This window comes from Halorubrum alkaliphilum (assembly GCF_017873815.1).
Lineage (GTDB): Archaea > Halobacteriota > Halobacteria > Halobacteriales > Haloferacaceae > Halorubrum > Halorubrum alkaliphilum.
Window position 1 is genome coordinate 1 of record NZ_JAGGKQ010000009.1, and the last position, 19,340, is coordinate 19,340.

Below are 19,340 nucleotides of genomic sequence, written 5' to 3' on the forward strand. Positions count from 1 at the left end.
CATACGAAGAACTTCGTCGAGTCGTCAGCAATAATGAGGTTATCTCACGGGCTCACGCTGTGCCGGCTGTCGAGACCTCGGGGTAAACACGTACGGTCATTCCAACGACCGGTACCGCTTCGTCCGCTCGCAGTGGGGAGATCGTCCGCTCCTCTATACACCGCGCTTGGAAGGGGAAAGACATCTGACGTTCGAGGTGGTAGCACCAGCTAATAGCCATCTCGTGCGCATTATAGGCATCTGTGAGTACCTCTCTCCGAATGCGTTTGTTTCGCTCTTCATCCGTTTTCTCGGTCATGGCCGCTTCTCCCGGACAATCGCGGCCGTATCAGTCGATGTAATCACGTCATCACGCTCAAGAACTTCATCAACCTCCGCAGGCTCGTAGACCTCTTTGACGATACAGTAGTAGTGCGACGGCGTGCCGAAATCATAGATCATGCTGAGTCTGTCGTCATCCCAGAGTGTCGCACGCTCGGCGACATCTGCAATCGTCATCTCACTTGCTCTGGTGTACGACCGGTCGCCTGCTTTCTCGTACTGGTGGTCGGGAATCACGTTGAGACTGGAATCCAAGTATTCGTCTTCGAGCCCGTACATCCGGAGATGGAAATCATCGAGCGTACTGAACCGACACACGAGTCTATCCAGTTCCGCCATCGTTGTTTCCGGTCCGACGACGATATCGTACCACTCGTCTCGTGCACGGCCTTTCTGCTTCCATCGGAGTCGATAGCCGACGGTTCCTATCCGCTCAGATATATTGTCGCCAGTTTGGTCCCGCTCGGTCCCGACAGCGCCCCGAGTGTTCGACCAGCAATACGAGCAGATTTCGTCGGGCGCATCACCCTCGAAGCCATCTTTGTCGATATCGAGGCCGGCGAGAAACTCCGATACTGGGACATGTTGTGGGCGCGGATGCCGGTTACCGCGGCTACACATCATCTCCCCAGGACCACCGATACCGAACGAGGAACGAGAGTTTCTCTCACCTTGATCAGCATCCATATCGATGATATGTACTACTGTTCCGGTTCCGATCTCGATCGCGAATCGGTCTGTTGGCTCGCTCATTGCTGATCACGGTACTGGATGTAGATGCCATGGTCACGATACAGGTCGTGGAACGTGACGAACCGCTGCCGGGACACCGCTTTCCCCTCGTTCGGGTCTACTCGACGGTCGTACTCCTCAAGAAGGTTGATCTTCTCCTCGCTGGGGAACGGAAACGAGACGCCTGAGGTCGTCGTAACCTCGCCATAGCGAACGGGTCTGAAAAACAGTACGACCCCCGGCTCTGCGGTTCGGCTGAGATTGATATCTAACAGCGTGCGTTCTTCTCCGTCGTTCAGCAAGTCGGTTACCGTCAGACGGGGTCCTGACTCGCTGACGGATTCGACCTCGAACAGCGAGGGGTCAGCGTCGATGGTGGATTCGAGAATGTCCCGTTCGGTTTCGTTCTCCCAGCGCTCCGCTTCGAGGTAGCGTTCCGCGGCGGTGGTCCCGTCTCGGCGGTAGTCGTACAGCGCGAACTCGAAGTGGGCCGGCATCTGGGACTCGAATTCGTAGGCTAGGTTCGGTCCGTCGAATTCGACGTCCAGTTCCGATGCGGTTTCTACGATCAACTCGCGGTCAGAGTACGCTTCGAGGATGTCGCTGTTCAGTTGTGTTCCGATCTCCCGATAGGTCTTGTATTGGTCTACGTCGCTCATGACGAGACAGTATGGCATGCCGGTATCAAGGCTTTCGGGTGTCGAGAGTTCGACGGCGTTACGATTCGTATCGCTCCTCCAGATCGTCGAGTGCGCGCCAGAACTGCTCGTCGTTGATTCGAGGCTCCGTCGTCGCTCGCTTCTCCAGCACGCCAGCGTACGTGTCGAACTCCTTGGAAGTCGGATCGGTCGCCAAGATACAGTCGGCGTATCCGTTGAGTGCGGTCTGGATAGTCTTCGCGTAGTGGTTGTGAGCACCGTCGATCCAGTTGTACTTCTTGTCGATCTCTTCGAACACCGCTCGGTAGACGGTCGCAGCAGCCAGATACCGGTCGCGGTCACGGTACTGCTCGGCGATCTGGAAAAACCGGGAGAAATCGATGGCTTCGAACACGACCGGGTCAGCATGTTGCTCGAACAGTTGCGCGATTTCCTCTCGATACTCCTCGACCGATGCGTGGTCGTCGCCAAAGCGTGCGAGAAACTGCTCGCGCAACTCAGGGTGTTCGGCGAGAGCGTCACGGACGAATCCTCGCAGATCGTCGGCCGATACGTTGTCCAAAACTGGTCCGACGCGACCGCTCTCGTCTTGTGGCGGACCGGCGGCGATGTCAAGTAGTACCGCGACGACGTGCTTACAGTCGCCGCTCTCCTCGTACGGACAGGTACACTGTGTGTCGACGCTCCGTGGGCCGAACTCGATCGTCACGTCGTACAACTTCGATCCACTGACGCTCGCAGTCACAAGATCGTCGAATCGATCCAGTTGCTGAATGCGTCCCTCGTCACGGTAGTTCACCCCGCGCTCGAACACCGCATCGGTGCTTCGATTCCGGACGGTATCCCTATCGACATTCATGTACCATCTTCCGACGCGGTCGTAGAATTTGATTCTGGTGCCGAATCGGTAGTCTGCCGGCTCGGATCGGCCAGCGCCATTGTGATCGTCGCCGCGAGTTGCTTGTCGAGCGGTTCGTTCGCCCGGCCGCAGTGCGGTGACTGAATACATGCCGGACAACCGTTGGAACATCCACAATCAGCGAGCAGTTCCCACGTGTGCTGAAAGAGTTTCTCGACGTGTTCGTATCCGTTGCGGGCCAGTCCGACACCACCGCGGTAACTGTCGTAGATGAACAGCGCGCTCGTTTCGGTCTGTGGGTGTTCAGCTGTCGAGACACTCCCGACATCGCGCCGGTCACAGAGGATGACGAGTGGGAACGTGGCGACGAGCGCGTGCTGTACGGCGTGGAGACCACCCTCGAAAGATCCGGACATCGTCTGCATCAGGCGTTTGAGTCCCGGTGGAAGCGTCACGTACAGTGCACGGGTCGAGAGCGTCGTCTCGGGCAGGTCGAGGGACTCCTCGCTCAAGATCTTACCAGTTCTGTGGTCGCGCCGCTGGAAGCCGGTGACCCGTTTTCTCCGGGTCACGTCCGCGAAGTGAACAGTAACATCATCTCGCGTCGCTAGTGGTTTAGTATCGATATCTCTCCCGATCGTCATTGACTCCTCGTACTGGACGCGGGTCTGGTAGTCGCTGTCTGTTTCGGCGAGCCACGCCACGTCGCGGTCTAGATCGAGCGACTGGACTTCGTAGTTCTGTCCCTGATGATGGTAGATAGCACCAGGATGTACGTCTCGCAGTGCCGCGTTGAGCGGCAACTCCCCGAGTTCGTCAGTAGTTCCCCCTCTAACCTGTAGGGTAACGGTGCGCTCTGTGATAGTTCGGAGCCCCTGTTCGTACGGGTTCACTGTCCGTCCGCTAGCGGTCCGTCGCCATTCGAGTCCCTGTGATGTCTGCCGTCGGGCCAGTTTGTCCTCGTCCGTGAGCGTACTGACGAGGTCGGGGAACGCCGGACCGAAATACGTCTCGTCGGTGGTTCGGAGCGGTTGTTCGATGGCCGCGGCATGCGTGTGTAGTCGCAAGAGGTGCGAGTTCGAAGGGTTGGCGACGGCACGTTCCGGCGTCTGATCGAACAGCTCCCGGGGATGCTTGATCACGTACTGGTCGAGTTGGTCTTCGCTTGCGATGAGTGCGACGAGGCTCGGGTCGGTCCCGCGACCGGCGCGACCCGCGCGCTGGAACGTCGCCATCTGTGTCCCGGGATACCCGTCTAACAGTACGGCGTCAAGGGCTCCGATATCGACGCCGAGTTCCAGCGCGCTCGTACTCCAGACACCAGCACAGTCACCGGAGTGTAGGGTAGTCTCGATCGTCCCCCGCCGGTCGTCACGCAGTCCCGCGTGGTACGCAGTCACGCTCTGGGCGATGTCAGCCTTCCCGCGCTCTGCGAGCGTGTCGCTGCTGATGGTGGCGTACCGCTCTGCCGTCTGCCTCGCGCGCGTGAACACTACTGTCTGATAGCCTCGCATCACGAGATCGACGAACAGCCGCATGGTTTCGCCGTGGTGGGAGCGGCGCTGCCCCGCACCGACCGGTGAATCACTCTCGTCATATTCCGGTGGTTGCCAGAAGAGCCAGTGAGTGGGACCGGTTTCACTGGCCTCTTGATCGACAAGGACGAACGAGTCGGTTGATTGCCCGGTAATCGTCGCCGCGTGTTTCCGTGGGTTTCCAATCGTTGCAGAACAGCACACGAACTGCGGGTCGGTACCGAGACGGTCACAGATCCGCGACAGCCGGCGGCAGACGAGACCGACGTGACTGCCGAAGACACCGCGGTACTCATGGACTTCGTCGACGACCACGAGGTCCAGTGACTCGAAGAACGCTCGCCAGATGTCGCTCGCGTGACTGAGCAGCCCACAGTGGAGCATATCCGGCGTCGTCAAGACGATGTCTGGGTCTTCGTCACGTGCCTGCTGACGCTCGTCTGAATCGAGGGAGCCTGTATACTGGCTCACAGAGATATCGTCGAACGGTACAGCGAACTCGGACAGCGTCGACTCCTGGTCGTTGATCAACGCGACCTGTGGACCGATATACAGCGTCCGTCCGTCGTGGTGGTGAGCACGCTCAATAGCGAGAATCGTGTACGCGAGGCTCTTCCCGCTCGCTGTCGGCGTCGCGAGTACGGCGTTCTGCCCGTCGCGAACCGCTTCGATTGCATCGGTCTGGTGTTCGTAGAGTTCGTCGATACCCCGGTCTATGAGGTAGTCCGCAAGTTGGGGCTCCATCTCACAGGACCGAGTAACGGGGCTGCGAGCGGGAATCTCCCGCTGGAACTGGATCTGATCGCGGTAATAATCGCGCTGCTGTACCCGCTCGATGAACTCGTTCACTTCCCCATTAATACTGCGTGCGCGCATATAGAGATACGGTCCTCGATTCGTCGCCCTCGGCGAGCGAACTTCTTATCTAACTGTTCGGACAACAATCTGGTGAGCGCAATGGCTGCTCCGATTTCGCACGTAGACGAACTTGACCCGTTTCTCGCCCTGGATCTTCCCTCGGGATGGGTTCGTGGCCTTCTCGAACCGTTATCTGGGTCGTTCCGATCTGACGACCCGCTGGAGAGTGCGCTATTCAAGACACTCACAGGATCGAAACCTGACTCGGCACCAACATCGAACGCAGTCATCTTCACGTATCTCGCCGGCTACGACCCCAGTATCGACCGGCCGATGGACGGCGCGCGCCAGCTATCGATCAAGTACGTAGCCGAACGAGATGCGTTTGGAGTCAACGCAGCGTTCGACGAGGACCTGGCTGAGGCTGCTGTGGACGCTCGTGATTGGCTGGAACGTGCTATGCCACGGGTCGAACGTGAGATGGACCACCGCCGCCACTTCTGGATGGCGCTCTCGGATATCCACGGCCTCGGGCAGCAAGGAATCAGCAATTTGCACGAGGAATACGAGTCGTTGGATTCAGTCGCTGCGGCGACCGAAACCGAACTGATCGAGATTCCGTACGTTACTGCCGACCTAGCGCCCGAGGTAGTGACCGCTGCCGAGCAGTTCGACGGGACAGTCCCGACGGCTCCCGGCGATCAGGCGGCTGACTGCGCCAACGATCCACTCGTCATCGATATCAGTGATATACGTCCGTTCAGTGATCTCTTCGAGAACTGAACGCCGACGGTCTTGAACGTTTTCAGTCAAGCGGCCGTACCCGTTTCTATGCCGTTCAGCGCCAGTTGGCACACGTTGCTCGAGGAACTTGACGAGTTGCCCGACGATGCCGAATTCATCACACCGCTCTCACACGATACGTTCCGCGTTACGGACGTACAGGAACACCGCGTCGTCGTTACGTTCGACGACACGGGAGAGCGTCGCCCGCTCAAGCGCGAGCAGTTCGAGACCCTCTACCGCCGAATCCGGGACTCGAACGGTGTATTCGAAATCGACCGGCTCCCGCCCGATGCCCGCGCGTATCCGGCAGTACTGAGCCTACATCCGCGGTTCGAGATAGACGAAGAACAGGTCGTCGCCGTCGAAAAAGAGGATGGGACCGATACGCAACTTCTGAGTGACGAGTCAGCGTCTGCCGAAAACGACCGTGTCGAACCCGATGGGGTCGATGTATACTCCGATGCGCTTCTTCTCATCGATGCGCTAGAACGGCAGGACATCTCTGACCTCACAGCATTGGAGACGGAGGCACTGGTGAACCTCTACACGCTTTGCTCGGACGTCCAGCGGAACGCGAACGACCTCCGTCAGGACATCGCCGACGTGTTACTCGATCGCCTCCACCACGATCAGCCAGTCCACGGGCAGTACGGCTCGGTTCAGCGGACATCGCGTCGCAACCGCTCGTTGAAAGACGAAGAAGACGTACTGGCCACACTGGAAGACGCAGGGATCGACCGCGAGCGTGTCACGAGCATCGACTCGAAGAAGGTAGACGAGGCACTGGAAGTGACGGGAATCTCGGAAACGGACGTCTACGAGGTCGACGAGAGCGAATACGTCCGGAAAGCGGAAGTAGACGAGGATGTCAAAGAATCGAGACTACAGGGATTGAAGGACCGGCTTGCGGCCAGTGGCGACCCGGAGTCCGACGAGCTCCGCCAAGAGATTGTGGCCCTCGAAGAACGCATCGACGACCTCACTAGTTTCAGTACGGGAACACAAATGTAGGGATAAGCGAGCATAGGATCTTGTAGAACGTCGTTTTAGGGGCTGAGATAGGTCTAATCTAAAATATTAACTTCGAGTTAGTAGTTCTAATATATAAAACACCGCCTATTAGCTGGCCCTTGGCTTTAATTACCGTTTCCGATCGCCTGAACGCGTTCCGAGCCGGATCGACGGCTGGAATCGACTGCGCACTACTCGTTAGTAACCGTTATACGGGGCCTGAACCACAGACGAACCATGCAACGACGCGCTGTAGCCGTATACGTCGCGCTCTTCCTGCTCGTCGCGAGCGTAGCCGGTGTTCTCGTGGTGACGGGCGAGTCTCCGGAGGTCGCGTTCGATAACCCGGACCACGAGCTGTCCGAGGGTGACTCGTTCACGGTCGAGGGGGACGAATATACGCTCACCGCCATCACTGTTGAGGAGGACGACGAACTCGGGGAGATAATAACCGGTCAGATCGAGCGTGAACGGACGGCCGAACAGTCCGAGACGTGGGCGAACGGGTCGATCGTCGAGGTCGACGACCGCGAGTGGAACGTTCGGATCGATGATGCGGACTCGTTCGCGCTCGTCGAGGAGCAGGACTTCGAGGCGCTCTTGGCGGAGGATCCGAATGCCGATAACGAAACGGTCGACCGTGACGGCGAGGAGTTCGTCGTCGTCACCGATGAGGACGGTGACACGCGGCTCGTGAGCCCGGATGAGTACTTCCCTGCACCCGAGGAGCGCTCGTACGACGTGGGTGACGAACTCGCGTACAACGACGTGACGGTCACCGTGGATTCGGTCACGTCCGACGAGGTCACTGTCGTCTGGATGGGTCCGGAGACGCTAACGATAGGGGTCGAACAGGAATCCATGGTCACGATCGGTGATACCGAGTTCATGGCTCATTTCCCCGACGCCTCGACGCTCACGCTCTCGACCGACATCGACAGTTACGACGCACAGATCGCTCAAATAGAGCAGTTCGATCAGTACGGTGATGGGCTGTGGCGCGTGGTGATAATCAGTGTGTTGTCCGCGATGGTCCTCGTCGGGATGGCGTTCATGCCGTCGCGCTACTGAGCGGATAGCTTCGATTTCGATCGATACTCACTACCGTTCGCTGTCGTTATTGGTGGCATGACCTCGACCGTGGGGAGACTGCGCCAGTTGGCACCACACTGGGCGGTGATACTCGTCGTCCTGTTCGTGTCGTTTACGCTCATTGAGAGTATCGTTGGTCCGCTGGAGCTCTGGCAGTCGCTCATCGTCGTGGCGGTCATCGCGTTCGGGTATCCGACCGTCGTCCGATCGCTCGGAGTCGCGCCCGATGTCTGGACGGACGAGTAGCCACCGGGATTCCGGCGGTCTACCGGTCCACGTATCAGAAGAAGGACCTTTCCGTCTACTCTCCGTCGGACTCGCCGACGTGATCGTCCCCTTCCGCACTGCGGCGTCCGGTTCCGAACGCGCCGACTCCGATGCCGAGAACGAATGAGATGACGGCTGAAACGGCGATCCATAGCGTTGCCGGGTGTTCGTGTCCGGCGTGAAGCAGGAACTCCATACGCGTCCCGTATGGGCGCGCGAATAAACCCTGTTCGGTATGGCCGTTCCCGTCGTTCCGACGGGTCCGCGCTCTGGGGAGAGCCGTCACGATCCGTGACCGATCCGATCGCTCATCGCGTCGACGAGATCCGGTATTCGGCGTCTGAACGCGGTGTATAGGAGCGCAATGGCGAGCGCGCCGATAACGACCGTACGGGCGGATCCGGAGAGAAGCAACGCGGGTGGTATCGCTGCGACAAGCGAGACGAGGAGATCGGATCCGGATCCGTCGTATCGAATCCATCGTTTCGCCGGCTGCCAATCCCCGCGGACGTGGTCATACACGGCGTGGTCGGTGTTCCGTTCCCACGGGCGAAGCTCGTGACTTCCGCCGTAAACGTCCATTCGACAGTGTACCGCGGCGGCGACGACGCCTGCCGCGATGCCGACGAGCGTTGACGTCGGGGAAACGACCGCGACGCCGGTAGCCGGGATCGCGGCCACGGCGTAGCCGGTGGGAAAGTGGAGGGTCCGTCGATGGTGAGCGACGACGTCGAGGTCGGGGGCGATGCTGCCGACGACCGCGCCGGCGATGACCGCGGGGGCGACCCCGGGGACCGCGAGTGCGACGGGGGTCGCGAGCGACATCCCGACCAGCACGTGTGTCGGGAGCATCATGGGCGTTCGAACGGGCTCGCGGATCATAAACGACGCGCTCCGGGCCGATAACACGGATGTCAGCCGATCACCTCCCGGTCTCTCCCGGATTTATCCGGGTACGGTCCTATCTCTACGTATGAGCAACGAGGACGCGGCACCAGTGACGCCGGAGAAACCTGACGCACCGTTTCACACTACCGGAACCGACCACGTCACGGTTTGGGGAAGCAACGAGGAGGACACCATCGCGTTCTATCGCGATCTGCTCGGGATGCCGCTCGTCCTTCGGCAGCCGAACTTGGACGACCCCTCACAGACGCACCTCTTCTTCGACACCGGCGACGGCCGGATCCTGACGTTCTTCGTGAGCGACGATCGCCCGTCGGCACGCGGTCAGCGAGCCGGAACGGGGGCCGTCCACCACCTCTGTTTCAGCGTCGATCCCGACGAGTACGAGGACATCATGCGCGCGCTTGAGGACGCCGGCAAGGGGTACAACGTGTTCGACCGAGGGATATTCCACTCCATTTACACACAGGACAACAACGGGCTCGTCATCGAACTCTCCTCGGACAAGTACGAGATTCCCGACGACCGCAAGGGCGAGGTGTTTGCGACCGCCCAGCGGCTCCGGGAGGAGGACGGCGCGGACTTCGCACAGGATCGACACATGGAGGCAGCCTTGGAAGAGCTCGGGCTTCCGGTCAACAAGTACGACCTTCCCGACGCGGACTCGGGGGTCGGCGTATGAGCCGTCGAACCCCCCACAGCGGCGACGACCCGCACGGTGACCAGCCGCTCGTCACGGGCGGAGCAACGGTCGACGAGGCGGCAGCGGCGCTCGTCCTCGTCCACGGACGTGGCGCGACCGCCCGTAGCATCCTCGGGTTCGGCGAGGAGGTCGCCGGCGACGACGTCGCCCTGCTCGCCCCACAGGCTGCCGGGAACACCTGGTATCCGAACTCGTTTCTCTCGCCGGTCGCCGAGAACGAACCCGGCCGGAGCTCGGGGCTGGAGGCGGTCGGAAACGCGGTCGAAACGGCTGTTGACGCCGGAATCGACGCCGAAAGCGTCGCCGTGGCCGGGTTCTCACAGGGTGCGTGTCTCGCGAGTGAGTTCGTCGCTCGGACCCCCCGCCGATACGGCGGGCTCGCCGCGCTGAGCGGCGGCGTGATCGGTGACAGCGTCGTCGTCGACGACTATGTCGGAGACGACGTCGACCCGCTCGCCGGGACCCCGGCGTTTCTCGGCTGTAGCGATGTCGATCCCCATATTCCGAAGGAGCGCGTCCACGAGACCGAAGCGGTGCTTGAGGCGCTCGGCGCTGCTGTCGAGACCCGACTCTACGAGGGGATGGGTCACGGGATCAACGAGGACGAGACGGAGTACGTGTCGGCGATGATCGCGGACTTGTCATAGCGGCGTCCACAACGACGTTTCGCTCACGTGGCCGCGATAACGATCGATAGCCACAGGCTGACGACCGCTCCGCCGAACAGTAGCGCTCCGAGCGCTGCGATTGTCGCGGTGAGTCCCCCGGCTACGACCGCTGCTGCCGCCGGCAGGACGACCGAAAGGAAGACGAGCAGTACCGACACCGTTCCAAGGTCCATCGGATCGATATCCTCCAGACGGGCGCGAACCGCCGGCATGAACGACGGCGCGAATCGACTTGTCAGACGCACTGAGTCGGTTGCTGTCGCATCGGATGGCCCCCCGGTCTCCTCCGTTCGTGGCGCTCTTCCTCCCCACGTCTCGCGTCCGGTCACGATCCGCCAGCGACCGTTCTCGTGTCGTGCCCGGGCGAACTCCCCAGCAATGTGCTCCGCGGCCCCGGGCGCGTAGCCGAGGCGACGTACGAGACCGATGAAGTCGCTCTCCTCGTATCGACCGGGCGTTGGCCACCGATACCGATCGCGTTGCCTCGCTCCCGTCGGCAGACTGTACTCGACGCGAACGATGTCATCGTCGCGCTCCCAACTGAGCACCTGTACCGTTACACTCCCGTCGTCCGCAGCGTGCCGCCGCATCAGATACAGCTCCGTGGTGTCGCTAAGCGAATCGGGGTCTCGCTCGGGAAACGCGAGCGGCACCTCCGTTTCACGGGTTCTAGTCTCCTCATCTCGTTCGACGCTTCGGACCGGGGGTTGCTCACCGTCGTGTGTATCCACCCGGTCTCCGACGCCGACCATGTTGGTAGGTAGTGCCTCAATGATATAAGTCCAACACCGACTGGCTGGGATGCGTCTTCGTCCTGCGTCCCATTCGTCTCACGCCAGCCACTCGTCGGGCTTCGTATCGTAATCGACCTCCTCGGCGGCAATCCGCGCCTTGATATCCGGGTCGAGGTCGTGTTCCGTCACGTCGCCGCCGTCGTACTGGAGTCGGACGCCGACCTCCGTTCCGTCGGGCTCGCGGTCCCGACGCTGTGCGCGTTTGATTTCCTGTTCGGTGTACTCCGTACGGATCGTCGCTAGGTTAACTGGCCGACCCCACAGTTCGAACACGCGCTTGAGGGTAGCCTTCGCCTGCGCCTCGTCCAGCGCGACTCCGTTGTACTGATGACCGAGAAGCAGCTCGCCCCGGTTCTTGAAGTTGCCGTCGAGTACGGTGATCGTCGGCTTCCCGAAGTTGGTGAACTGGAGGAGCAGCTTCCGTTTTACGTCGTCCGCGTCGACGCTTCCGACACGGAACTCCTCGCCTGCGTGGCTGTACTCGTAGGTGAAGTAGTTCCGGTTCCGCACGAACTCATCGGTGAGGAACTCGTCAATAAACGTGACATCGTTGTGGCTCTCGCGCACCTCGTACATCCGCTCCCATCCGGCGGTCCGGTCGACGGCTTCGAGCGCTGCCTCGACACTCGCGTACCGGTCAACGTCGAACATGTACCGTGCCTGCTCTGCTACCGTCGATCGCGACACGTTTCGGAGCGCGCTCCGGTGTTCCGGCCGTGAGAGCGCGTAGTGGCGCTCCGCGAGTCCCTCGTACGTGAGTAGTTTCCACGGGTACTGCTCGATGTCGGGAGCAGTCTCGGGGTCACCGTCGCGAGCGGACAGGGCCCGGTCGACCGTTTCGGCGTCGACTCGCGGGTCGCCTGCGGCGGCCAACTCGGCCAGTTCATCGAGGGTTGCTGGGCCCGCACCAGCGATCGCCGGATCTGGTTCCAGCGCCGTCAGCACCTCGTCGAGATCGATCTCGGAGTGGAAGTTCTTCGGTGTCACCCCCTCGACACGCAGCAGCTTGTCGATCACGTCGCGACGGGCCGCCTGAAGCTCAACGTGTGTCCACAGCTCGAAGCCGAGCTTGTACGGGTTGAGGCCGGGTGAGCCAAGCACCCGAGACATGTGGTCGGCGTACGTGAGGAACTCGTCGGGGCCGGCGAACCCCTCGCCGCCCATCATCACGGATTCCCAGTACGTCGCCCATCCCTCGTTCATCACCTTCGTCACCTTCTGGCCCGCGAAGTAGTACGCCTCCTCGCGGATCGCGTCGATGACGGTTGTCTCCCACGGCTCACGGTCGACGGCCTTCCCCGTGTCCGGGTCGTATCGCTTCCCGTGGTCCCGCAGGAACGCGAGCACGTCCGGTCGCGGCTCCTCGGGCTCGACGCCGTCTTCCTGCGCTTCGAGCCATTCGTCGTCGAACACGTCGCGTCTGACCGCATCTGAGAGGTCGAGCTCCTCGATCTGGGCTTCCAGCTCCGCCGCCGGTTTATCGAGGTCGTCGTCCCGTTCCGTCTTGGCCGGACCTCGGGCGGCGTCCACCGGGCTGTGTTGGTCGATCGTATCCTCTAGTGCGCTCACCGCGTCGATCAGCCGTTCGACCTCGTCGCGGTCGACATCGGCCCGTCGCCCGATCGCCGCCAACCGGTCGGCGTTCCGCTCAAGCCGTGCGGCCGCGTTTGGACCGTCCGCGCCGCGGTCGGCGTACAGTCCGAACCAGTCGTTGTTCGCGAAGAAATCGGCGTGTGCCTCGACGTGGGTGATGACAGCTTTCTGGTCGGCTTCGGTGTTCGACTCCTGTAAAAACGCGTGGCTTGGGTCATCGTTGTTGACGATCTCGAACGCTTTTCCGAGTCCGTGCCGGTCCTTCTTCCGTTGCCGCTCGTAGTTCATCCCCCACCGCCAGTGCGGGTATCGACGCTGAAACCCGCCGTATGCGATGAGTTCGTTCATCTCGTCGTGGCCGACCACCCAGTATCGCACCGGGTACGGGTCGAGTCCGAGGCGTTCGGCGAGTGCCCTCGCCTCGGTGGCCGGCTCGTCGAGCGTTTCCGCCTCCCGTTTCGCTTCGAGTCTGTCGTCTCTCATTCGTCGTTCCCCTCCGTATCGAGTATCTCGTATATCGCATCCGTCACGTCCTCCGGGCCGCCGACGCGGGCCACGGCCACGTTACCGCGATCTCCCAGCGCCTCCTCAATTTCGTCGGCGTGGCGGGCGTTCCGCGTCGTTCCCCCGGGCTGGGTCTCGACGTAGGCGTGGAGGTTCGCGTCGATCGACTCTATCCGTGGAATCACGTTCTGTTGGGTGTCGCTGCCGGCGTTCTCCGAGTCGCCGGCGGCGAACACGTACCGGTTCCACTCGCTGTACGGGTACTCTTCGAGAATCTCCTCGACGAGGTCGTACGCGCTGGAAATGCGGGTTCCGCCGCCGGACTGGATCCCGAAGAACTCCTCGCGGTCGACCTCCCAGGCCTCGGCGTCGTGAACGACGTATCGGAACTCGGCGGCGTCGTACTTCCCGGTGAGATACCAGTCCATCGGCGTGAACACCCGCTCGACGAGTTCGCGTTTCGTCTCTCGCATCGACCCAGACGCGTCGCGGACGTTCACGACAACAACGTTGCGCTCGCGTTTTTCGATGACCTCCGGATGGCGGAACCGTTCGTCTTCCCGACGGAACGGAACGCTGTCGAGGCCGTCCCGTCGAATGCGCTGGCTAACCGTCTCGCGCTCGACGTTCGCTTCGAGTTCTTCGAACGACTCCCAGCGATCGAGCGCCTCGACCGGGTCGCCGTGTTCGGCTGCTATCGTCGCTGCCGCGTCGGCGATCCACGCACGCGACACGGGAACACTCGACTCACGTGCCCACTCGAACACCGCATCAACCCCAGCACCGTCGACGAACAACCCTTCCTCGACGTAGGATCCATCGAAATCCGTCGCGAGGTGACGCTTCAGGCCGCGTTTGAAGAACTCGTCGACATCGAGCGACCCCTTCGGCCCGGCGCGAGCGGTGTCAGTGAAATCGCCTTCTGTCTCCTCGACGACGCGTTTCCCTTTTGGTTCGAGGTCGAGCCCGAGTTCCTCGTCGAGTTCGCGGGCGAACTCCTCGGGATCCATCTCGTAGTACTCGTGGTCACCGCCTTCCTCACCGGGCTCACCCTCGGCGTCGTCGTCACCCGGCTCCGGATCGACTGGCTGCCCCGGCTGTGGTTGGCCGCTCTCTCCCTGTCCGACGCCGCCCATCTCCCGGCGGTCGTACTCGAACGACGGTAGGTCGACCAGCTTGATCGGGATCCGAACTCGATCAGGGGCCGACCCGCCGAGGTCACCGTGACTGATGAACTCCGCGAGGTCCTCACGGCGGGCCTCGCCCACCTCGTGGAACCGTTCGCGGTCCTCCGGAAGTCCCATTAGCCGCCACCCCCGTCGAGCGTCGTCGGTGATCCACGATACGTCTCATCGTCTGACTCACCGTCGTCGGACAGCGCGGCCCACTCCTCCCGAACGTCTCGCATCACGGCACGGCTCGTCAGCTCCGCGGACGCCCGGCTGTATCCGTCCTCGGTCAGTCGCTCGATGGTCGCCGATTTCACTCGCTCGGTTTCGGTGTTTGCCGGCGGGTCGGCCCACTCGGCCGGGTCGAGCTCCGGGAACCGTCGTTTCAGATCCGCAAGGTCGTTCGCCTCCAGCACCGCTTTCAGCTCGGGAATCTCGCCGAGGTCGACATCGTCGACGCTGAACTCGTCGCCGCGGTTCCGCCACGCGTATCTGGTGAGCGCGCGGATCACCTGCTCTCGTCGAAACTCGGCAACCGCCGGGGTCGGCTCGGTCCCTCGGTAGTCAGCGTCGTCGAACCGCCCGAGCGTCTCCGTCTCGAACACCTTCATCACGAGTGCGTCAGGGGCCTCCCCACCCCGATCCGTCTCGACCGGCTCGTCCGCATCCCACGCGTACACGTGCTCGACGTACTCGGCGACCGTGTCCGCCGGCACGGTTTCGGCAGCCAGCGCGGCGTCGACGACATCGGCTCGCTGAAGCTCCCGAAGTCGCTCGACGACGGGGGTGTACCGGCTCTCGAACTCGACGACCTCCGCGTGCGAGAACACCGGAGCGTCGGCCAGCCCGTCACGCATTCCCTCCAACACGTCCTCCGCGGTAACGACATCTTCAACGGCGAGTTCCGGGTGACTCCTGTCGCTCCCACTACTCAGCAGGTCGGCGATAACGTCTCGGGTGTAGGTGACTGGAATCCCGGTTCGCCCGTCGTTGTCGCCGAATTCGACATCGTCAGTCGTTAGTACCTCGTCGTTGCGCCGAAGCTCGCCGTCCTCGTACAGCCGTGCGGTCTCCACGAGGTCAAGCGAGGCCGGAAGATCGTCCGCCTCAAGCCGGCTTACGACCGCGTACAGCGCTGCTACACCGATCGCGTGTGGTGCGAGTTCGCGGCGTCTCACGTTGCCGTCGTCATCACGTACAGTCGTCGTCAACGCCGCCCGTCCACCGTCGTGTTCGCTCGACTCACCACCTATCCCGCGCACGTTGTTCCGGTCGCCGATCTCCCGACGGAGGAGCGCAGCCTCGAGTCCGCGGTCGGTGAGGTACCGGAACTCGTGGCGCGTGAGCCGACGCTTGAGCGCTTTTAATGGGTCAGATCCCTCCTTCTCTGCGTGCCGATCGAGCTCGGCGTCGAGGTCCGGGTTTGACACGATGATGAGCTGCGTGTCGAGATCCATCCCGATCCCCTTGTCCAATTTGACCCGATTCTCGTCTGGCACGTTGAGGAGCCGTCGGAGGAGATCCGCGTGCTGGCTCGCGTCCTCGACGATCGTCGCGACGCCGTTCCCCTGTGAGAGGACGCCGTCGTAGCTGAACGCCTGCGGGTTCTTCCGACCCCGCGATTCGAGCTCACGCAACATTCCGCCCATCCACGACCCGACGAGCCGCTCTTTGGCAGTCCCGTCGTCCTCGGCGTGAAGCACACCGATCCCCTGCCCGACATCGACGACGTAGCTCGTCACACGCAGGTGATCACGGTCGGTAACCGCAGAGAAGAGGTCGTGTCGTCCCTCCTCGCGGTACTTCGACTCCAGGTGGTCGTACGCCTCACGGCTGAACGGATCGAGCTCGATATCCGCAGCGATCGGGTACGTCGCCTCCGCGGAGACCGCGTCGGCGATGGACTCTCGAACATCGGCCGGGAACACCGACAGCGGATGGCTCTGGACGGGGCTGCGGTACCACGCCGCGGCGTCGCCGCCGGTTCCGTACGACAGCGACCGCGCGGACTCGTTCGTCCCGGTGACGTTCCACTCCACGGTGTAGCGGCGACCGGGGGATGTCTTCGAGAACTCTCGGAGTCCGTTCACCAGACACCGCTTGAACTCGGACTTCCCGGTTGCGGTCGGTCCATCTATCCAGGTGATCTTTTCGGTGTTTCCGCGTCCCGCGGCCGCCGCTCGGAGGTCGTCGACGAACGCGTTCAACGCTGCGGTGTTGCCGAGCACGGCGTGTTCCCCGTCGTTGAACGGGTCGTCGAAGAACCGGTAGCGGTCGAGCTGTTCTCCCCGCTCGCTCACCGTGCGCGTTCCCTGCGACTCGATGGCTGCGAGGACGTATCGAGCGCCGGAGGCGGCGGCAGTCGGGTTCTCTAGGACGTGGTCGACGTACGCGTCGAGGCTCATCGGCGGATCGTACGCCTCCCTGAGCGTTTCGTCCGCCCGCCGACGGAACGTCTCTCCGCCCGGATCCTCGTCGTTCATTCGCCGGTCACCTCCTTTGCGCCGATCACCTCTCGAACCATGCCGGACGCCTGCCGTGTCGCGTCGATCACCTGCCGAACCTCGCCGGCTGCCCGTCGTCTCGTATCGCTCATCGGTCAGTCACCGTCATCGGCCATCTCGGAGCGGGCGACCGCTGCGCCCGCGTATTCGAGCACCTCGGCGGCTCCGTCCTCGGAGTAGCCGCGCTCGACGAGCGCGTCGACCCACGCGCTCCGCTCCTCGTCGTCGAGGTCCGTCGCCGAGACCAGCGCGGAGAAGTTGATGTTGTGTTTCTTGTCTTCCCACAGTTTCCGCTCCAGCGCCCGTCGAAGCCGGTCGTTATCCTGCGGGTCGAAATCGCGTCCCTCACGCGCCCGTCTGGAGACCCAGTTGGACACCTCTTGACGGAAGTCGTCTTTCCGATCCGACGGCACGTCGAGTTGCTCTTCGACCGCACGGAGGAACGTCTCGTCGGGCTCGGTCTCTCGTCCCGTGAGTTCGTCGTCGACGGTTGCGTCGTCAATGTACGCCATCACGTGGTCCATGTACTTTTCTCCCTGTCGACGAAGCTCGTCGACATCGTACGCCAAGGCGTGTCTCACGTCCTCGATCGCGCGCTCGCGGTACTCCTCGCGCACTGTGTCGAGGAGTCGTTCGTAGCGGTTGAGATCCTCGGCCGCGATCGATCCGTGTCCGCCGAGGTTTGCCTCGAAGTGGTCGAAGACGGATAACGGCGAGAGATACGAGCGGTCACGGTGTGTCGCGTCCATGATCGCCTCCGCGATCTCGTCGCCGATGAATCGGGCGGAAACTCCGTCCATTCCCTCGCCGATATCGGCGGACTCGGCGGCGTCCTCCCGCAGCTTTCGGCGATCGATCTCCTCGTCTTCCAGCTCGCCGTTGTACACCTTCGCCTTCTCTAACAGGGTCACCGTCTCGTCGGTGGGCTCCTCCAGCCGGGTCAACACGCCGAAGAGCCCGGCCATGTTCAGGGTGTGTGGCTCGACGTCGACGTTCGGCACGTCCGCGTTGTCGAGCATCTTTCGGTAGATCTCCGCTTCGCTCTCGTACTCCAACACGTACGGATAATCGATCCGCTTGGTGCGGTCGTTGAACGCTTCCATCTTTTCGTCGCCGGTCTTCTCGCGGTACTCCGGCATGTTTGTCCGGCCGACGATCACTTGGTCGATATCGATCCGCGGGTTGTTTTTCGGCTTGATCGTCGACTCCTGTGAGGCGTGGAGGAAGTCGTAGAGGAACTCCCGCTGGAGCTTGAGCAGCTCCTCGCCGGAGAACAGTCCCCGGTTCGCGTTACAGAACGCGCCGGCGTAGTCGAACGCACGCGGGTCCGACTCGCCGTACACCGCGAGCTTCGCGTAGTTCACGTCGCCGGTGAGCTCCGTTTCGTCCTGATTCTTCTTGTCTTTCGGCTCGAAGGTCTCGATACACTCTCGGCGGTTTTCGCTCGCGACGAGGCGGATCACTTCGACGTGGTTCTCCAACACCGCCTGAAGGTCGTCGTCGTAGTGGGCCAACAGCTCGTTTAGGTAGAACTCCGAGGCCGGGTCGGGATGTTGGTCGTTTCGGAGCGTGTAGGAGGCGTCGAGCCGCTCGTTGAGCTCGTCGATGACTCCCGCCCGCTGTTCTTTCGGAAGCAACACCAGCGGATCCTGGTTCATCGGTGACCGAACCGTGTCGTCGCCGGGGTCTTGGTCGTCGATCACCGAACAGAGGTCGACCCACCGGAACGTGTACATCCGGCCGGCGTCCTCGCGGGTGTACGCCTCGAAGTAACGCCGAGTGAGCCAGTCGAAGTGCGATTTTCCGGAGCCGACAGGCCCCAAGAGGAGTTTGATCCGCTTTTCAGGTCCGAGTCCTCGTGCGCCGGATTTCACCTTATTAACGAACTCGTGGATCGCTTCGTGGATCTCGCGTCCGTAGAAGACGTTCGCTCCGTCGTGGAGCGGGTCATCGGCCGCGAGCGCGTATTCCACGACGCCCGCCTCTTCGTCGTAGCGGGTCCCGTAGTGGTCGAACATGTCGGCGACACGCTGGTGGGCGTTGCGGGCGATGGCAGGGTCGTCGTATAGCGTTTCGAGGTACCAGTCGAACGACCGGGACTCCCGGAGGTCGTCCGGCACGGACGTCCGGTACGCCTCGCTTATTCGTTCGAGAGTTTGTCTTTCTGACATGTGTTGACTTCTCGGAGACGGCGCCGACTGACCCGAACTGTCGGCCCAGGTCGCAACGGCGGGACAGACGGTTCGAGTCGCGACGGACGCGTGGCTCGCCGACCCAACTCGTCGTTCTCGACGTCACGACTGACACGCCATCGGGACTGGCCACGCGGGTGACCGCCGTTTCGGCCCGTATCCGAGGCTATATATATGGTAGGGATTC

Annotated in this window: 18 protein-coding genes; 6 read left to right on the forward strand and 12 right to left on the reverse strand. The window is 62.0% G+C overall.

From position 1 onward, the window contains the following. Positions 1 to 52 precede the first annotated feature (52 nt). Genes J2751_RS07550 through J2751_RS07570 form a run of 5 tightly spaced genes read right to left on the reverse strand, consistent with a single transcriptional unit; the run spans position 53 to position 4,850 of the window. Positions 53 to 298 (reverse strand): calcium-binding protein, encoded by a 246-nt coding sequence (locus J2751_RS07550; RefSeq protein WP_209484752.1) that lies wholly within the window; start codon positions 296 to 298, stop codon positions 53 to 55. Then, on the reverse strand, positions 295 to 1,074 hold the full coding sequence (locus J2751_RS07555; protein WP_209484754.1) for a hypothetical protein: 780 nt from the start codon (positions 1,072 to 1,074) through the stop codon (positions 295 to 297). The genes J2751_RS07550 and J2751_RS07555 overlap by 4 nt, the downstream gene beginning before the upstream one ends. Beyond that, positions 1,071 to 1,712, reverse strand: a complete 642-nt coding sequence (locus tag J2751_RS07560; RefSeq protein WP_209484756.1) for a hypothetical protein — start codon at positions 1,710 to 1,712, stop codon at positions 1,071 to 1,073. Before J2751_RS07560 ends, J2751_RS07555 begins: the two co-directional genes overlap by 4 nt. Positions 1,713 to 1,770: 58 nt before the next feature. Next, entirely contained in the window at positions 1,771 to 2,571 is an 801-nt protein-coding gene (locus tag J2751_RS07565) for an SWIM zinc finger family protein (RefSeq protein ID WP_209484758.1), read from the reverse strand. Further along, complete coding sequence (locus tag J2751_RS07570; RefSeq protein ID WP_321168644.1) at positions 2,568 to 4,850, reverse strand: DEAD/DEAH box helicase; 2,283 nt, start codon at positions 4,848 to 4,850, stop codon at positions 2,568 to 2,570. The genes J2751_RS07565 and J2751_RS07570 overlap by 4 nt, the downstream gene beginning before the upstream one ends. Between J2751_RS07570 and J2751_RS15775 the strand changes: the two genes are divergently transcribed. From J2751_RS15775 to J2751_RS07590, 4 genes are all read left to right on the forward strand, one after another. Beyond that, entirely contained in the window at positions 4,791 to 5,747 is a 957-nt protein-coding gene (locus J2751_RS15775) for a hypothetical protein (protein ID WP_321168646.1), read from the forward strand. The genes J2751_RS07570 and J2751_RS15775 overlap by 60 nt on opposite strands. A 48-nt stretch (positions 5,748 to 5,795) precedes the next feature. Beyond that, positions 5,796 to 6,761, forward strand: a complete 966-nt coding sequence (locus J2751_RS07580) for a PD-(D/E)XK nuclease family protein (RefSeq protein ID WP_209484762.1) — start codon at positions 5,796 to 5,798, stop codon at positions 6,759 to 6,761. 237 nt (positions 6,762 to 6,998) lie between these two features. Beyond that, entirely contained in the window at positions 6,999 to 7,832 is an 834-nt protein-coding gene (locus tag J2751_RS07585) for a hypothetical protein (protein ID WP_209484764.1), read from the forward strand. A 57-nt stretch (positions 7,833 to 7,889) separates the two neighbouring features. Beyond that, positions 7,890 to 8,099 (forward strand): hypothetical protein, encoded by a 210-nt coding sequence (locus J2751_RS07590; RefSeq protein ID WP_209484766.1) that lies wholly within the window; start codon positions 7,890 to 7,892, stop codon positions 8,097 to 8,099. A gap of 55 nt (positions 8,100 to 8,154) precedes the next feature. On the opposite strand, the gene J2751_RS07595 is transcribed toward J2751_RS07590, so the two are convergent. After that, the gene (locus tag J2751_RS07595; protein ID WP_209484768.1) at positions 8,155 to 8,316 is read right to left on the reverse strand and encodes a hypothetical protein; all 162 of its coding nucleotides are present in this window, start codon (positions 8,314 to 8,316) and stop codon (positions 8,155 to 8,157) included. 86 nt (positions 8,317 to 8,402) lie between these two features. Then, a complete protein-coding gene (locus J2751_RS07600; RefSeq protein WP_209484770.1) occupies positions 8,403 to 8,975 on the reverse strand; it encodes a metal-dependent hydrolase in 573 nt (190 codons plus the stop codon). Positions 8,976 to 9,093: 118 nt separating this feature from the next. On the opposite strand from J2751_RS07600, the gene J2751_RS07605 reads away from it, so the two are divergent. Continuing rightward, on the forward strand, positions 9,094 to 9,708 hold the full coding sequence (locus tag J2751_RS07605; RefSeq protein WP_209484772.1) for a VOC family protein: 615 nt from the start codon (positions 9,094 to 9,096) through the stop codon (positions 9,706 to 9,708). Continuing rightward, positions 9,705 to 10,376 carry an alpha/beta hydrolase gene (locus J2751_RS07610; RefSeq protein WP_209484774.1) on the forward strand — a complete coding sequence of 224 codons (672 nt, stop codon included), beginning with the start codon at positions 9,705 to 9,707 and terminating at the stop codon, positions 10,374 to 10,376. Before J2751_RS07605 ends, J2751_RS07610 begins: the two co-directional genes overlap by 4 nt. Positions 10,377 to 10,399: 23 nt before the next feature. Here J2751_RS07610 and J2751_RS07615 read toward each other — a convergent pair whose 3' ends face one another. From J2751_RS07615 to J2751_RS07635, 5 genes are all read right to left on the reverse strand, one after another. After that, positions 10,400 to 11,149, reverse strand: coding sequence for a hypothetical protein (locus tag J2751_RS07615; RefSeq protein WP_209484776.1), 750 nt, complete (start codon positions 11,147 to 11,149; stop codon positions 10,400 to 10,402). A 78-nt stretch (positions 11,150 to 11,227) separates the two neighbouring features. Then, positions 11,228 to 13,267, reverse strand: a complete 2,040-nt coding sequence (locus tag J2751_RS07620) for a SpoVR family protein (RefSeq protein WP_209484778.1) — start codon at positions 13,265 to 13,267, stop codon at positions 11,228 to 11,230. After that, on the reverse strand, positions 13,264 to 14,592 hold the full coding sequence (locus tag J2751_RS07625) for a DUF444 family protein (protein ID WP_209484780.1): 1,329 nt from the start codon (positions 14,590 to 14,592) through the stop codon (positions 13,264 to 13,266). The genes J2751_RS07620 and J2751_RS07625 overlap by 4 nt, the downstream gene beginning before the upstream one ends. Further along, entirely contained in the window at positions 14,592 to 16,940 is a 2,349-nt protein-coding gene (locus tag J2751_RS07630; protein ID WP_209484782.1) for a kinase anchor protein, read from the reverse strand. Before J2751_RS07630 ends, J2751_RS07625 begins: the two co-directional genes overlap by 1 nt. A 116-nt stretch (positions 16,941 to 17,056) precedes the next feature. Further along, positions 17,057 to 19,132 (reverse strand): PrkA family serine protein kinase, encoded by a 2,076-nt coding sequence (locus tag J2751_RS07635; protein WP_209484784.1) that lies wholly within the window; start codon positions 19,130 to 19,132, stop codon positions 17,057 to 17,059. Positions 19,133 to 19,340: the final 208 nt, after the last annotated feature.